10 protein-coding genes are annotated in these 16,587 nt (G+C 72.1%); 6 read left to right on the top strand and 4 right to left on the bottom strand.

Annotated elements, in window-relative coordinates:
* Positions 1-10: 10 nt before the first annotated feature.
* Positions 11-3,046 (bottom strand): BTAD domain-containing putative transcriptional regulator, encoded by a 3,036-nt coding sequence (locus ACIQG9_RS18975; RefSeq protein WP_400403967.1) that lies wholly within the window; start codon positions 3,044-3,046, stop codon positions 11-13.
* 328 nt (positions 3,047-3,374) lie between these two features.
* On the opposite strand from ACIQG9_RS18975, the gene ACIQG9_RS18970 reads away from it, so the two are divergent.
* The gene (locus tag ACIQG9_RS18970) at positions 3,375-6,503 is read left to right on the top strand and encodes a hypothetical protein (protein ID WP_400403965.1); all 3,129 of its coding nucleotides are present in this window, start codon (positions 3,375-3,377) and stop codon (positions 6,501-6,503) included.
* Between the two features lie 62 nt (positions 6,504-6,565).
* Here the strand turns inward: ACIQG9_RS18970 and ACIQG9_RS18965 are convergent, their stop codons facing one another.
* Together ACIQG9_RS18965 and ACIQG9_RS18960 are read right to left on the bottom strand one after the other, a co-directional pair.
* Positions 6,566-6,751 (bottom strand): ferredoxin, encoded by a 186-nt coding sequence (locus ACIQG9_RS18965; protein WP_400403963.1) that lies wholly within the window; start codon positions 6,749-6,751, stop codon positions 6,566-6,568.
* Between the two features lie 41 nt (positions 6,752-6,792).
* A complete protein-coding gene (locus ACIQG9_RS18960) occupies positions 6,793-8,016 on the bottom strand; it encodes a cytochrome P450 (RefSeq protein ID WP_400403960.1) in 1,224 nt (407 codons plus the stop codon).
* Positions 8,017-8,262: 246 nt separating this feature from the next.
* Between ACIQG9_RS18960 and ACIQG9_RS18955 the strand changes: the two genes are divergently transcribed.
* From ACIQG9_RS18955 to ACIQG9_RS18940, 4 genes are all read left to right on the top strand, one after another.
* On the top strand, positions 8,263-9,633 hold the full coding sequence (locus tag ACIQG9_RS18955) for a glycosyl hydrolase family 18 protein (protein ID WP_400403957.1): 1,371 nt from the start codon (positions 8,263-8,265) through the stop codon (positions 9,631-9,633).
* Positions 9,634-9,926: 293 nt separating this feature from the next.
* Positions 9,927-11,444, top strand: coding sequence for a glycosyltransferase family 39 protein (locus tag ACIQG9_RS18950; protein WP_400403954.1), 1,518 nt, complete (start codon positions 9,927-9,929; stop codon positions 11,442-11,444).
* 204 nt (positions 11,445-11,648) lie between these two features.
* Positions 11,649-13,487, top strand: a complete 1,839-nt coding sequence (locus tag ACIQG9_RS18945) for a glycosyltransferase family 2 protein (RefSeq protein ID WP_400403951.1) — start codon at positions 11,649-11,651, stop codon at positions 13,485-13,487.
* On the top strand, positions 13,475-14,623 hold the full coding sequence (locus tag ACIQG9_RS18940; RefSeq protein ID WP_400403949.1) for a glycoside hydrolase family 26 protein: 1,149 nt from the start codon (positions 13,475-13,477) through the stop codon (positions 14,621-14,623). Before ACIQG9_RS18945 ends, ACIQG9_RS18940 begins: the two co-directional genes overlap by 13 nt.
* Positions 14,624-14,714: 91 nt before the next feature.
* On the opposite strand, the gene ACIQG9_RS18935 is transcribed toward ACIQG9_RS18940, so the two are convergent.
* On the bottom strand, positions 14,715-15,413 hold the full coding sequence (locus ACIQG9_RS18935; protein ID WP_400403946.1) for a hypothetical protein: 699 nt from the start codon (positions 15,411-15,413) through the stop codon (positions 14,715-14,717).
* Positions 15,414-15,723: 310 nt separating this feature from the next.
* Between ACIQG9_RS18935 and ACIQG9_RS18930 the strand changes: the two genes are divergently transcribed.
* A complete protein-coding gene (locus tag ACIQG9_RS18930; protein WP_400403944.1) occupies positions 15,724-16,389 on the top strand; it encodes a hypothetical protein in 666 nt (221 codons plus the stop codon).
* Positions 16,390-16,587 lie beyond the last annotated feature (198 nt).

The following is a 16,587-nucleotide window of genomic DNA, read 5'->3' as shown; positions in this document are numbered from 1 at the left end:
TGAGTGGGCGCTATGTCAGCGAACGCGACTGGCGGCCGTCCGCGTCCAGCCTGGAGCCGGCGCTGCTGGACGGACTGCTCGCCCGCTGCGCCGAGCTCACCGGCGTGGCACTGCCCGAGCAGCCGTCCGCCCCGCACCCGGGTCCGGCGCGCTGACCGTCGCCGAGGTCGCCGGCGGACGGCACGTCGTCGAGCCGCTGATCCCCGAACGGTGCGGCTGAGCGGAGCCAGGCCATCGTCTGCTCCACCGAACGGTCGCGTCCGCGGGCCTGGGCCGCCGCGAACCGGTCCGGCGGGCTACCCGACGGAATCTCCGCGAGGTAGCCCGCCAGTTCGGCGTCCATCGCCTCGGCCTGGTACCCCACCCGATCACCCAGCGACCGCAGCGTGCCGAGCAGTTCCGCCGCGTCCTCGGCCCGGCCGGCACGCATCAGGAGATACGCGTGCATGGCCAGGCCCACCAGCCAACTGGTGGTGTCCTCGTGGTGGTGGGCCGTTTCGAGCATCCGGCGGACCAGCACCGAGGCCGGTCCGGTCCGGTCCAGGGACAACTCGACCTTGCTCATCAACCACAGCACGGACACCGCCGCCCAGCCGTGGCCGCACCGGTCGGCCTCGTGCAGGGCGGCGGTGAGGGTCGCCGTGGCCTGCGCCGGCAGGCCGGCACGGCGCTGTGCCTCGCCGATACACATCAGGGCCTCCGCGGCGGTGGCCCGGTGGCCCACCGCCCGGGCGAGCGCCAGTGCCTCGGTCGCGTGCTCCATCGCCACCTGCGCCGCGCCGCCGCCGGCCTCGAAGTACGCGATCGTCGCCAGGGCCTGCGCCCGTACCCCCAGGTCGTCGGTGGCGGCACCGTGCCGCCCGGCCACCGCCAACGCCTCCGCGACCTGGTCATGCGCGCCGCCGAGGTAGCGCAGCAGGGCGAGGCCCACGGCGGCGCGGGCGATCCACCCGGGCTCGTGGACCCGTGGATCGGCCTGCCGCAGCGCGGGTTCCAGGCAGCGCAGGCCGTCGGCGACCCGGCCCTGCCGGTACCAGAACCAGTACAGGCCGCCGGCGATGCGCAGCACCGCCGTGGTGTCCCCGGCCGCGCCCGCCCGGCGCAGTGCCGCCCGTACGTTGTCGCTCTCGACGTGCAGCAACCGCATCCACCTGGCGCTGTCGGGCCCCCGCAGCTCGTCGCCGGCGGTCGCCGCCAACTCGTGGATCCAGGCGGTGTGCCGGCCGCCCAGCGTGTCACGACGGTCGGCGGGTGTGCACCGCAGCGCGTACTGGCGGATGGTCTCCAGCATCAGGTAGCGCCGGTCGTCGCCGTCGGCCACGGTCACCACGGTCACCAACGACTTCTCCACCAGGCTGGTCAGGTCGACCAGGGTGTCGGCCCGCCCGGTCACCGCCCTGGCGGCCAGCAACCCGAAACCACCTTCGAACACCGCCAACGCCTGGAGCAACTCCCGTTCGGCGTCGGTCAGCAGTTCGTACCACGAGTCCATCAGGCCCAGCAGGGTGGTGTGCCGCGAGCTGGTGCGCTCCCCGACCAGCAGCGCGAACCGGTCGTCGAGATGCTCCAGGATCTGTCGCGGTGACAGGACGCGGCACTGCGCGGCGGCGAACTCGATGGCCAGCGGCATGCCGTCGAGGGCCGCGCAGAGGCGGGCGACCACCCGGCGCTCGTCCGCGCCCGGTGACCAGCCGGTCAGCACGGCGGCGGCCCGCGCGGTGAACAGCGTGACCGCCTCGCCGTCCGGGCCGCTCGACAATGGCGGGACCTCGAACAGTTGCTCCCCGTCGACCCGTAGCGACTGGCGGCTGGTGGCCAGGACGCGGACGTTCGGGCAGGCGCTGAGCAGGGTGGTGACGAGCGCGCCGACGGCGGCGGCCAGGTGCTCACAGTTGTCCAGCACGATCAGCATCGCCCGGGAGCGCAGCGCGGTGACCAGCGCCTCGACGCCACCGGCGCCGGTGATCTGCAGCGCCGCGCAGAGCCGTTCGGCGAGCACGGCGGGCTCGTGCAGGCCGGCCAGCTCGACGAACCACGGGCCGTCGGCGTCCGTGCGCGCACCGGCGACCGCCAGCGCCAGCCGCGTCTTGCCCATACCGCCCGCGCCGGTGAGCGTGACCAGCCGGTGCCGGCTCAGCAGGTCGGCCACCGCCTGCCGTTCGTCGACCCGCCCGACCAGGGTCGAGATCGAGTGTGGCAGGTTGCCCGCCGGCCCGGCGGCCCCGCCGTCGGCCACGAACGGTGCCGACGGCAGGGCGGGCGCCTGGTGCAGGATGTCGTGGTGCAGCTTGGTCAGCTCTGGTCCGGGCTGGACGCCGAGTTCGTCCCGCAGCCGGTTCCGGGCGTCGCGCAGCACCGCCAGCGCGTCCCCCTGGCGACCGGCCCGGTACAGCGCCCGCGCCAACAGCGCCCAGCCCCGCTCCCGTAGCGGGTGCGCGGCACAGAAGGCCCGGAGCTGGGCGACGACCGTCTCGTCTGCGCCCCACTCGATCAGTGCTTCCAGCCGGTGCTCCATGGCGCCGGTCCGCAGCTCCCGCAGCCGATGCGACTCCGCGACCACGAACTCGTGGTCCGCGCAGTCCGCGTACGCCGGCCCCCGCCAGAGCGCGAGCGCCTCGTCGAACCGGGCCAGCGCGGACCGGGCGTCCCCGCCGGCCAGCAGCTCCCGGCCCTGGGTCACCGCCGCGCCGAACCGGTCGACGTCGAGCGTGATCAGCTCCCCGCGCAGCGCGTAGCCGGTGCCGTCGCGGATCAGCACCCGGCCGGGTTGCCGGGCCGCCCGGCCGGGTTCAAGTGCCCGACGCAGGACCGACAGGTAGCCCTGCGCGGTGATCCGCGCACTCGGCGGTGGGCCGTCCGGCCACAGGCAGTCGACCAGCGCGTCGATCGACACGAACCGGCCGTTGGCGATGACCAGGCGGCACAGCAACGTACGCGGTGCCGGGCCGCCGAGGGTCACGGGTCGACCGTCGTGACGGACGACGGTCGGGCCGAGCACACCGAGCGTCAGGTCCGTCCGGACCTCGGATTCAACGGTAGCGCTCACGACACCTCACGCGCGGACGGTCTGGATCTTCGGACAGCGCACCCAGGGTTACCCGACGGACCGTGCGACCGCCAGCCCGAAGTGGGACAGTGACGAACCCGACCTCGCCGGTGCCGGCGACCGACCGCGCCGTCCCGGACCCGGGTGTGTCCGACCCGGACGGTGCCCGCCGGCCTCGACGTCGCCCGTCGTACGCCGGCGCCTCCGTGCCCTGGAACGGGCCGCCACCTGCCCACCAAGAGGGCGTTAAGTGTGCGCCAACTCCGGTGCGGCCTGATAGCTGCCGCACCTTGTCCCGTACCCGCGGGACAGTGGAGGAAGGACATCCATGAGAACCAAGCAGAGCCGCCGACCCCGGTGGCTCGCGGCGGTGACCGGCGCGAGCCTGGTCGTCGGGTTGGCCGGGCCGGCGGTCGCCGCCGACCCGGTCCCGTACGACGAGCAGGCGGTGCACCACGCACTGTTCGCGGCAGTCGTCCAGGTCCGTGACGGTGGCACCCAGGGCCTGGTCGACGCCGTGCTCGCCGCCGAACTGAGCGACTGGCGCGGTACCCACCCGACGGCCGACACCGCCACGCTGAACGCCCACCTGAGCACCGTCACCACCCTGGTCGGTCAGGCCGTCGCGGCGTCCGACGAGTCACCCGGGAAGGTGACCCTGCTGGGCGCGGCGATGGAGAAGCTCGCCGGCAACGGCGCGGCCTACCTCGGTGGCCCGGCGGTGCGGACGCTGCTGGACAGCACCACCGGCGAGGAGTTGGGCGGCATCGTGCCGCCGATCGAACAGATCCGTGGCGGCACCCAGGACTACCTGTGGGAGATGCTCTCCCGGAGCGCCCTGTCCGAGGTGTGGGGCAGACTGCACGGGCAGGCCGCCGGCGACCCGGTGCTCGCCGGGGTGTGGAATGCCGCGGTCGGCACCCGGCTCGGCGTACGGCTGGACACCCCGGCGGACGAGTTGGCACAGCTACCCGACCTGAGCGGCAACCTGAACCTGTCGGCGATCACCGCCAAGCGGTCCGACAAGGACGCCTACCGGGCGGAGATCAAGGCGCAGCTCGACGTCGCGCTGGCCGCGTTGCGCGAGCGGACCGCGACCGCGGTGACCGACGTGGTGGCCCAGTCCGACCGGTTCCCGGTCGATGGGCCGCAGAAGCCGACCAGCGCGGAGGAGGCGGCGGCCAAGGCGAAGGCGGAGGCCGACCGCAAGCTCAACGAGCGGCTGGGCCAGGCCGTCACCGTCCTCGGCAAGCTCGCCGGGATGGTGGACAAGCAGTTCGGCAAGCAGATCGAGACCATCGCCAAGGCGGTGGTCGGCGCGGTCTCGGCGATCACCACGTACACCGCGGCGATCTCGGCGGCCGGCATCACCACCGCGGCGCTGGCCATGTCCACCTTCACCCTGGTCGGTGGGCTGGTGGGCGCGGCGATGGTCCTGCTTCCACTGTTCACCTCCGGCGGCGGCGCCGACGGGGCCACCGGCGGTGAGATCGCCGCCCTGCGTGACCAGATCAACCGGCTGGCCGTCGGGATGGACAAGCGGTTCGACCGGGTCGAGAAGATGCTCGGCGCGATGTACGACGGGCTGGTCGCCCAACTGTCCGCGCTGTCCCGGGACCTGGCCGAGGTACGCGCCCAGCTCACCGTGATCGCCGGCCAGTTGCTCGTGCTCGACCAGCGGGTGGACTCGCTCGCGCTGGCGAGCCAGGCGGCCTTCGAGCAGGTCGCCCAGCAGCCGCTGAAGGCCAGCATCGACCGGTACGTGCACCGGGAGGCCCGCACCGGCTCGACGATCGACTCCTTCGCGACCTACTTCGACCAGGCCGACTCGCCGACGCGTACCTTCGCGGCCGACAGCGCCCGGCAGGCGCCGTACGTGGTGCCGACCGGCACGTCGCTGTCCGACCCGGTGGGCACGGTCGGCCTCTACCTGCCGGCCGGTGCGATCGACTACCTTGCCCAGTGGGCGGGTGCCCGGGGTGTCGCGCTCAGCCCGGCCCCCGGCGACCAGCCGGCCGCCGGTGTGGCGAATCCGTCGGCGTGGCTGCTCGGCGCTCGGGCGAACCTGATCCTGCAGTTGCAGAACCCGCAGTACGCGGCCCAGGTCGCCGCAGCCGAGACGGAGAGCACGATCGCCGCCGGCGACGCGGTCAACCGTCGGGTGCGGCAGTTCAGCGCACCGGCCGTGAACGGTGGCACCAACGCGCTGTTCCAGCGGCTGGTCGCCGACTACCAGGCGGCGATGGGCCAGTGGAAGACCTCGCTCGACGACGTCGGTCGGGCGGTGCGCTGGGCGGAGGGCGACCGCGACTACAACATGTGGGGCAGCGTCGACCAGGACATCCCGGCCGCCGGCCGGATCGCGGACGTGTCCCGCATCTCGTTCTGCGGGGGGTCGACGAACGCCAACCTCAACCCGCCGACCCGGGTCAACCGCGCGGCCCTGCCGAGCATCTACCACCTCGCCAACTACGCGATGGCGCCGGCCTTCCGGCCGGAGCTGCGCTCCTGCATCGACCGGCAGTTCATCAACACCGAGGTGAACGACGGCCCGCGCTACGAGCAGACCAACGGGGATCTCCAGTTGGTCGTCCGGCAGCAGGTGAAGTGGTCCGGCGGCGACTGGCAGGACGTGCGGACGGTCACCTGGCAGACGCATCTGACCGACATCTGCCTGTGGGACAAGCGGGCCAACCCGCCGACCGGCTACTGCCGGGACACCGACTACTACATCTACGACAAGTGGAACTCGACGTACCGGGCGGCGCTGGACAGCAGCGGCGTCGTGGTGGACAACGCCGCCGCGCTGGCGCAGGCGCGCACCAAGGTCCAGGCCATGCTGACCGGCAAGCAGCGGTACTACTACCGGGCGGCGGCGCTCGGCACCGGCGTGGACCGGCCGCCGGCGGGTACCTGGGGGGTCTCGCAGCAGCTCTGGGACGCCGGGAAGAAGGTCTCCGACGCGGTACGGATGCTGCAGATCTTCTCGGACCTGGGCTGGTCGTCGGCGCTGGGCCGGGACGAGGTGCTACACGGTCAGCTCTTCGGTGACCGGTCACTGCCGGCGGACTACCGCCTGCCGCGCAGCCAGAACAGCTACAACAGCGGCTCGCTGCACCTGTTCAACGCCTACCAGCGGGCGCTGGTGAACTACTCGACCTGTAGGCAGCAGATGGACTGGGACCCGTGCCAGGATGACGTCTCCGGGCTGAGTCCGCTGGTGCAGCAGGAGCGGTTCGGCGTGGGCTGCGCCGCGGCCCCGGCCCCGGCGGCGCCGCACGATCCGCTCGGCTCGTGCGTCGTCCAGGCCGGGTCGGTCGGCATCGGCACCCTCGCCGACCGGTACGGCTACTGGTCCGGCCGGGTCAAGGCCGGCACCCACCAGGAGGGCCTGGCGGCGGTGAAGGGGATCGTCGGGCTGCTGCGGGCGACGAACGTCGCGGTGCATCCCGCCTGATCGCCGGCGGTCGGGGGCTCGCCGGTCCGGCGGGCCCCCGACCGTCTTGCCGGCGCGGCGGTTCAGGTGACCCGGATCGCGCCGGCCGGACAGAGGTCGGCGGCGCGGTGGACCCGCTCGCTGCTCTCCGGTGGTGGCGCGGCGTCGCGCAGCAGCACCAGCCCGTCGGCGTCGTCCTGCGTGAAGACCTCCGGGGCGGTGCGGACGCAGTTGCCGGCACCGCAGCAGGCGTCCCGGTCGACTGTCACCTGCGCCGTCGTCCGGTCCCCGGCGGGTCGGCCGGCGGGCGTCACCAGGTCACCGGGAGGTCGTCGAGTCCGAAGACGACTGAGTTGTCCCGGGTGCGCAGCTCCTGCGGGGTCGCCGTCACCCGCAGGTCGGGGAAACGCCGGGCCAGTGCCACCAGGGCGATGCGCAGTTCGGCGCGGGCCAGTGGCTGGCCGATGCACTGGTGCACCCCGAACCCGAAGGCCACCTGCTGGTGGGCCTGCCGGTACGGGTCGAACCCGTCCGGGTCGTCGAAGACCTCGGCGTCCCGGTTGGCCAGGGAGATCAGCACCACCGCGCCCTCGCCGGCCCGGATGAGCCGGCCGCCGATCTCGACGTCCTCGGTGGCCACCCGGGACAGCCCGGTCCGCACGATGCTGAGGTAGCGCAGCAGCTCCTCCACCACCGCTGCGGCCTGGTCGGGCTCGTCGCGCAGGACCGCGAACTGCCCGGGGTGGCGGGTGAGCAGCAGGACGCTCAGCCCGATCATGTTGGCGGTCGTCTCGTGGCCGGCGATGAGCAGCAGCAGGGCCATTCCGACCAGCTCGTCCACGCCGAGTTCCCCCGGCGCGACCCGTTCCCTGATCAGCCGGCTGAGCAGGTCGTCCGTCCGGTCGGGGTGGGCAAGTCTGGCGTCGATCAGCGTCCGGAGGTAGTCGCGCAGCCCCTGGGCGGCGTGCTGGAGGCGTTCCGGCGGCACCTCGCGGTCGAGCAGCAGCCGGCTGCGGGACTGGAAGAAGTCGTGGTCGGCGTAGGGGACGCCGAGCAGGTGGCAGATCACCATGGACGGCAGTGGCAGGGCGAACGTCGACACCAGGTCGGCCGGGGGGCCGGCGGCGGCCAGGCCGTCCAGGGTCTCGTCGACGGTCCGGCTGATCAGCGGCTCGATCCGGCGAACGTTCTTGATCATGAACTCGGCGGTGAGCATCCGGCGTAGCCGGGTGTGCTCGGCGCCGTCCATCCGGATGAACGCGCCCTGGTTGTCGGTGGTCGCCTGCGGCGGCAGCGGGCGCAGCAGCGGAAAGCCGGGGTGGTGGAGATCGGAGCTGAAGGCGGGGTGACGCAGGAGCTGACGGACGTCGGCGTGCCGGCTGACCAGCCAGGCGGCGGCGCCGGTGGGGAGCCGTACCCGGGTCACCGGGCCGACGTACCGGCGTCGTTCGGCCTCGTCCAGCGGGGTGAACGGGCCGCGGGCGAGGTTGACCGGCGGCCAGAGGGGCAGTTCCGTCTCCACGGTGTGGGTCACGTGGATCACCTTCCATGACGACGTTCAGTAGTCATCTCACTGCGCAACGCTACCCATCGGCGGATGTCGACACAATCCCCTGCCGTCGACCGGCGACCGCCGACCCATGCATTCCCCGGCGTCGATTGACTACGACAGTTAACACTCTTTAAGATTTGGCTGCCTTGAGGCCCACCCGTCCCTCCGTCCGCCGCGCAGCCAGCGTCGCTGCGTGGCGGCGTCACCCCACCCACGGGAAGGCCCCCGATGTCCTCACCGCTGCGCCGCGCCCTCGCCGCCGGCCTGCTCGCGCTGGCCACCGTCACCGCCACCGTCACCCTGGTCCCCACCGCCGCGCAGGCCGCGGTGCTGCCCAACAACTTCAAGAGCGTCGGCTACCTGCCCTCCTGGGCCGGCAGCGTCGACACCATCCAGTACGGCAAGCTCACCCACATCAACTACGCCTTCGTGCTGCCCAACAATGACGGCAGCCTGCGCCCGGTGGAGAATCCCGGCAAGCTGTCCTCGCTGGTCTCGCTCGGGCACGCCAACAACGTCAAGGTGTCGATCGCGGTCGGCGGTTGGCACGACGGCAACGACTCCGCGTTCGAGGCGCTGGCCGCGAACGCCGGCAGCCGGACCGCCTTCGTCAACAACCTGGTCAACCTGGTCGGGCAGTACAACCTGGACGGCGTCGACATGGACTGGGAGTACCCGGACCCGGGCACCTCGGCCAACAACTACAGCCAGCTCATGCAGCAGCTCGGCAGCGCGCTGCACAGCCGGGGCAAGCTGCTCACCGCCGCCGTCGTCTCGGAGGGCAGCTACGTCCAGGGGGTGCCGACGGCCGTGTTCGGCCAGGTCGACTGGCTGAACATCATGGCGTACGACGGCGGCAGCCCGCACGCCAACTACGACTGGTCGATCGCCAGCGTCAACCTGTGGAAGTCGCGTGGTCTGCCGGCCAGCAAGGCGGTGCTGGGCGTGCCGTTCTACAGCCGCCCCGGCTACTACACCTACTCGGCGCTGGTCGGGATGGACCCGGCGAACGCCAACCGGGACTGCACCACGGTCGGCGGCGTGCAGCAGTGTTACAACGGCATCCCGACGGTCACCCGGAAGACCCAGTGGGCGATGGCCAACGCCGGCGGGATCATGAACTGGGAGCTGTCCCAGGACACCACGGGCTCGACCTCGCTGGTCAGCGCGATCTACGCCGCCGCCACGGGTGGCACCACCCCGCCGCCGAGCGGCCGTACCGGACCGATCACCGGGATCGGTGGCAAGTGCGTCGACGTGGCCTCGGCGAGCACCGCCAACGGCACCGCCGTGCAGCTCTGGGGCTGCAACGGCACCACCGCGCAGAGCTGGACCGTGGCCGGCGACGGCACGCTGCGCGCCCTCGGCAAGTGCGCCGACGTGGCCAGCGGCTCCACCGCCAACGGCGCCAAGGTCCAGCTGTGGGACTGCAACGGCAGCGGCGCCCAGGTGTGGCAGGCCCAGTCCGGCGGCACGCTGCGCAACCCGCAGTCGAACAAGTGCCTGGACGCCACCGACAACAGCTCCGCCGACGGCACCCGGCTGCAGATCTGGGACTGCTTCGGCGGCGCCAACCAAACCTGGCGGCTGCCCGCCTGAGCCTCCGGAAGGTCCCCTGTCGACGCCGCCGACGGCGTCGACAGGGGACCTCTGCCGGTCACCGCGTCCCCGGCGGCGTGGGAGACCGGAGGGGAGTCCGCTTTTGCGGCTTACCGCCCTTGTCCGGACATAGCGCCCATATGCTGCAAGGCAGCATCCGGTGCGCGGTCCAGGACTCCCCGGCGCGCCATGTCCCGCCCGGTTCGCGGCTGCGGCCACCGGCCCGGCGGTCGCTGTGGGGCGGATCCGGGCCCCGACCCCGGACGACGACCCACGGAGGTACGTGAGACACGATGATGGACGCGGAGACCATGGTCCTGCCCCGGCTCGGGACGGCGGAGGCCGGTGTCGAGGACCCCTGGGGGGAGGGCCACGGCACCGCCCCCGGTCGCCCGGCGACCGACACCCCCGGGTGGCGGGTCGCGGCGTGGCTGGTGCCGGCCCTGCTGATGGGCGCGCTCGGTGTGGTCCGGGCCGGCGTACCAGGGCTGCGAACGGAGGAGCTCGCGACCTGGGGCAGGGCCACGTCGTCCTGGCGGGACAACTGGTCGACGCTCGGTGCGGGCGATGCCACCGTCGTGCCCTACCACCTGCTGATCCGGGGGTGGACGGAGGTCTTCGGCAGCTCCGACCTGGCGCTGCGCGCGCCGTCCGTCCTGGCCATGGCCGGGGCGGCGGCCCTCGTCGGCCGGCTGGCGGCGCGGATGTTCACGCCGGGCACCGGCGTCCTGGCCGGGGTGCTCCTCGCGCTGCTGCCGACGTCGACGCGGTACGCCCAGGAGGCCCAGCCGTACGCGCTGACCCTGCTCGTCGCGGTGCTCGCCACGTCGCTGCTCGTACCGGCCATGGACCGGCCGGGGTCCTGGCGGTTCGCCGGCTACGGCGGCGCGCTGCTGGTCCTGGGCCTGTCCGACGTGTTCGCGCTCCTGCTGCTCGCCGGTCACGGCTGGGTCGTGTTCGCCTTCCGGCGTCCGGCGGCGGTCCGCTGGCTGGTCGCCGCGTCGGTGGGCGCGCTGCCCGGGGCGGCGCTGCTCTGGCTCACCACGCGGCACGGCGCGTTGCCCCCGGGTTCGGGCCCGAGCCTGGAGCTGCTGGCCGCGACCCCGGGGGAGCTGTTCGGCGGCACCGCGCTGGGGGTCGTGCTGCTCGCCCTGGCGCTGTTCAGCCTTCCGCTGCGGTACCCGTCCGCCGTCCACACCGCCTGGGCGGTGGTGCCGCCGCTCGCCCTGCTACCCGTCACGCAGGTGACGCCGATCTGGCTGCCGCAGTGGCTGCTGTTCACCGTCCCGGCGTGGGCGACGCTCGGCGCGGTCGCCCTCGCCCGGGCGCGCGCCCGCTGGTCGGCGGGCGTGCTGGCGGCCATCGTCCTGATCGGCGTGCCGGCGCAGGTGGCCGTACGGGGACCGGATGGCCATCAGCAGGCCACCCGTCAGCTCGCGGAGATCATCGAACGTCGGCTGCGCCCCGGCGACGGGGTCGTCTACGGCTCCGCCGACCCGGGTGGTGACGGGGCCGGCCGGAACGTGCTGGCGCGATATCTGCCCGCCGACCGTCGGCCCAGCGACGTGTTCGCCGCCGGTCCAGCACGGGTCGACGGTCCGCTCCCGGTCGCCGAACGCACCGATCTCGCCACCTGCCTGCGGGGGGTACGGCGGCTGTGGGTGATCCGGCTCGGCGACCAGGCGGACCCGGTGCGTGCCATCGGTGCGGCGAAGGAGCGGGCGCTGCGGTCGGGCTATCAGGTGGCGCAGGTCTGGAGACCGACCGGGTTCACGCTGGCGCTGCTGGTGGACGAGCGGGCGGACCTCTGACGGTGCCGGGGTCGCGAATTCGAGCGCCGGTCGCCTTTGCGGCAAATCAGCGATTATCGGCAGAAAGTGCGTATTGCCCGTTTAGGCTCGGTCGACGGATGTGGTGAACCGAGATCCAGACCCTTGGGGGGCAACGTGGGCGTCGTCGCCGACACACGCCTGTCCCGGGCCACCAGGCAGGAGACGTCCGGCGACGGACCTCCGATGGTCACCCCGGCGCGACTGCCGGCCGGAGAGCGTCCCGATCGCCGGCAACTGAACATCCGGGCGCGACTCGCGTACGCCCGCTGCGGGGCGACCGCCGGACCCCTGGTCGCGCCACGGCACCCCCGCGCGGCGGTCGAGTTCCGCCATGCCGCCTCGCCCGCCTCGCGACTGGTCCTGACGCTGCTCGTCCTGGTCAACAGCGCGGCCGGGCTGCTGCTCGTCGGTTGGCTGCTGCTTCCCGCGCACATCCCCGGATCGGGCGTGATCGGGTTCGGAAGCTGGCAGACCACGGCGGCCCGGCTCGGCTTCTGCGTGGTCGTCGGCGTCGAGCTGATCCGCCTCGCGCAGAACGTGGTCGTCTGGGTGTTCGCCTTCAACGCCAAGGACCCGGTCCCGGTGGACCCCCCGGTCGGCCTGCGGGTGGCCCTGCTCACCACGATCGTGCCCAGTAAGGAGCCACTCGACGTCGTCGAGCGGACGCTGCGCAGGATGACACAGATCGTGTACTGCGGTCGGGTCGACGTCTGGATCCTCGACGAGGGCGACGAGCCGGCGGTACGGGAGATGGCGGCCCGGCTCGGGGTGCACCACTTCAGCCGCAAGGGCCGGCCGCGGTACAACCAGCCGAGCGGCGAGTTCCGCGCCCGGACCAAGTCGGGCAACCACAACGCCTGGCGGGCCGAGCACGAGCACCACTACGACGTGGTCGCCAACGTCGACCCGGACCACGTGCCGATGACGGGCTTCCTCGAACGGACGCTCGGCTACTTCCGCGACCCGGACGTCGCCTTCGTGGTGACGCCGCAGGTCTACGGCAACATGCACCAGAACCTGGTCGCGCACGGCGCGTCGGTGCAGCAGTACCTCTACAACGGACTGATCGCCCGGGGCGGCAACGGTCTGGACGCGCCGCTGCTCACCGGCACCGGCCACCTCTACCGACCGGCGGCCTGGCGGAGCATCGGCGGCTACCAGGATTCGATCATCGAGGACCACCTCACCAGCATCCGGATCCACGCCGCCGTCAACCCCGGGACGGGCAACCAGTGGAAGGGCGTATACACCCCGGACGTGGTGGCCATCGGGGAGGGCCCCACCTCCTGGGCCGACTACTTCAACCAGCAGAAACGCTGGGCCGCCGGCATCGGTGAAATCCTGGTACGCCCCGAGCTGCGGGCGCCGCGCGAGCTGCGCGCACGCCGCCGCTGGCAGTACCGCCTGCTCCAGTTCTACTACCCGAGCGTCGCGGTCAGCCTGCTGCTGGGCAACCTCGCCACGGCTATGTACCTGCTCACCGGCGTGAGCGCGGCCCAGCTCGACGGCACCGTGTGGGCGGTGCTGTGGGGCTCGACCATCGGCACCTGGTTCGTGCTGTGGCTCTGGCTCCGCCGGTTCAACATCGCACCTCACGAACGGGAGGAGATCGGCCTGGCGGGCATGGCGCTGGCGCTGTTCGCCGGACCCATCTACCTGGCCGCCGGTGTCGGCGCGCTGCTGCGGCGCAGGCTCGGGTTCGTGGTGACGGCCAAGGGCAAGCTGCGTACCACCGAGTCGTTCGGCACCTTCCGGCTGCACCTGTGCTGGGCGGCCTTCGCCGCCGTGCTGCTCGGCGCGAGCTTCCTGCGGGACGACAGCTTCACCCTGCTGCGGGTGTGGCCGGTGCTGACCCTCCTGACCGGTCTCGCGCCGCCGCTGATCGCGCTCGTGTCGGGCCTCCGGGCCGGCGCCGACCGGCGCGCCGACCCGGTCCCGTCCGCCGCCCGGGGCCGGCGCGGACCGGACCCGGCACCGAAGTCGCGGATGACGGTCGACCGGGGTGCGCCATGGTACGGCTGACCATCCCACGGGTCACGCTGGTGTTGATCAGCGCCCTGCTGCTGACGTACGCCTTCGTCATCGCGCCCCGGACCACGTCCTGGGGGCGGGAGAACGCCACCGCCGATCCGGTCCCGACGGCCGCACCCGCCACGGCCGGGCCGAGCCCGTCGCCCCGACCGGAGCCGGTGCTCTTCCCGCCCGCCGGAAAGATGTTCATCGGTGTCACGACGGACAAGGGCCCGTACGACCTCGCGGCGGTGCAAACGTTCACGGTGGCGGCCGGACACCAGCCGCAGGTCATGCTCTTCAGCGCCGGATGGGCGTCCGCCACGTTCGACCGGACGCTGTTCGACCGGATCAGCGGCCGTGGCATGCTGCCGATGCTGGCCTGGGAGCCATGGGACCACCAACTGGACCAGGCGGCCCGCAAGAAGAAGCTCACCGCCCGCAAGATCGACCAGCTCCGGTCGGACCAACCCCGCTACCGGTTGGCCAACATCGCCCGTGGGGACTTCGACAGCTACCTGCTGTCCTGGGCCACCGGGATCAAGGCACTCGGCTACCCGGTGGCGATCCGCTTCGCCCACGAGATGAACGGCGACTGGTACCCGTGGTCCGAACTGGCCAACGGCAACCGGCCGGGCGGCTACGTCAAAGCGTGGCGGCACATACACGACCTGTTCCGGGCCGCCGGCGTCACCAACGTCACCTGGGTGTGGAGCCCGAACACCCGCTGGGACAGCTCCACCCCGAAACTGTCCACGTACTACCCGGGTGACGCCTACGTCGACTGGGTGGGCCTGTCCGGCTACTACGGCACCGGGGCCTTCTCCAGGTACCGGTCCTTCGACGCGATCTTCGACCAGACCATCACGGAGATCCGCACGTTCACCCGCAAGCCGCTCGTCATCACCGAGACCGGCGCCTCCGACGGCCACGGGCGCAAGGCCGAATGGATCACGCAGACCTTCCGGGCGCTGCCCCGCCACCGGGACATCATCGGCCTGATCTGGTTCGAGGTGAACAAGGAGCTGGACTGGCGGATCGTCAGCCCGCCGGCCGCGGCACGGGCCTTCGCCCAGGCGGTCGCCGCCCCCCGTTACCGCTTCACCTGGTCACCCGACATGCTCCCACGCACCACCCTCGACGAGTAGGCCCGGCGTGACCGCTGACCTGTAGCTGTTGATTGGTGACGCGGTATTGATGAGACGTCACCGCCGGCGACAGGTGACCGCGCGATCCGGGTCACTGTGCGATCAGCCGGGCATTCGTGAGCACCACGACGCCCGTCGGCGACTCGCACTGCACCCGCAGGGCCAGTTCGTCGGCACCTTCGACGTCGGCCGACAGTGACGCGGGGGCGTCCTGCCGGGCCTCCCGTCCACCACGCTCTAGCCGGTTGACCGTGCCGTCGGACTGTCGGACGGCAATGAGGACCGACACGTACGCCGCCGCCCGCGGGTCGTCAGGAAAATACGGCCGGACGATAGTGGCGAGGTCGAAATAGCGCCGTCGCAGCGGGTACACCACCTCCCGGTGTTTGTCGGCGGCGGTGTTGCGCGGGCAGGAAATGGTGAGGGCCCGGTCGTAGCCGGCTTGTCCGCGTAGGGCCCGGGGCAGCGCGACGATGTTCGCACCGCCTTGTTCGACGGCCAGTGTGTCCAGGCCGATGCCGTCCCCTGCTGGCGAGGTCGGTGCCCCGGTCATGCCGGGCGTGCCGGTCGGGTCGGCGCTGCTCGACCGGGCCGGTCCGACCGGGCCGGGGGTGCCGTCCACCGCAGAGGAATGCCACCGCAGGTCGAAGTAGTCCCGGAGGAGGCTGGCACCGGCGAGTAGGACGCCGACCAGGGTCAGTGCGGCGGCAACCCGCCGGCCGCGACCGCGCCGGCCGCCGGGCCCCTGCCGCTCGGTCTCCGCAGGGTGGCCATTGTCGACGGACGCCACGTCTCTCCCGATTGTTGTTGCCGAACGGAATGGTGACAGTTTCTATCATCGGTGCGGCCCTCAAGCGACCGCCCGACGATACGCTGTCGCCTATGTGATAGTCACGCCCTGCGGTTTCTGACATAAACAGCCACCGGTCCTGAACGTCCCACGTATCGCAGGAGGTGCCCTCGTGAGCGAGACTCACGGAGACAGCGGGTCTCCCAGCCCGAATGTCCCCCCGCCGACGGCTCGCACGACGCAGATGCCACCCAGGGCGCCTTCCGCAGGGCCGGCCCGGGGGCCGGCGACTGGCACCCGGTTCGCTCTGGTGGCCCTCGCGGTCGCGGTCCTGGCGCTGTTGCTGGCGTTCGGCTCGACCCTTTTCGCCTGGCGTGCGGTCGATCAGGCCAAGGATGCGAAGTCGATCGCACTGCGCGACCGCACCCCGGACGCTGCGCCGACGGCTCCCGTGACCACGGTGCCCGGTGCCGCTGAATCACCATCCGACCCGCCGTCCGCTCCCGGTGACGTGTCCCGCTCGCCGGGCGACGCGCCGCTGCTGACCGAACAGACCGTCTATGAGCCGAAGTATGAGAAGCAGCCGTTGGTGCTGAAGTCGACGTGCAGCTACCCGATGTACGCAGACCTGGACGAGCCACGGGCCAAGACCGAGAATGCCGACACCGAGATCCGGTTCAATGCGGGTTGCGGCAACGAACCGGCGTCCTTCCGGCTGCTCGACGGCGTGGAGGGCAGCGAGGCCGCACGACCCGGGATGACGCCGAAAGAGTGCGCCGAGAAGATCCGCAGCGCGCCGGTCGGGCTGAACGCCCCGATCCCGGTGCGCAAGGGCACGGCGGCCTGTGTCACCACCGACTACAGCGCGGCACGGGCGCGTGGAGAACAGTGGCGGATGATCCTGGTGTACGTGGTCGGAGTGGCCAACGACGGCGCGGCGACGGTCGAGGTGTCCGCCTGGAACATCCCGGACTAGCTGCGGTGACCACGACGTCTACCGGGGTGTCGGGGGTGTCCCCGGTGGATCCCTGACGGGGAGTCGTCTTCCGCAGTTGGCGACCACTCTGGAGACGGATATGCCGCTGCGTCATATTTATGCCGGAGCGGCATACCGGTGTCCGGGGTGATGCCGATGGGCCGAGGATTTTCGCGTGGAATGTCCGCTTCGTTGGGC

The organism is Micromonospora sp. NPDC092111, from assembly GCF_044755745.1.
Lineage (GTDB): Bacteria > Actinomycetota > Actinomycetes > Mycobacteriales > Micromonosporaceae > Micromonospora.
Note: the sequence above shows the minus strand (reverse complement) of the source record. Positions and strands in the feature narration are given on the sequence as shown.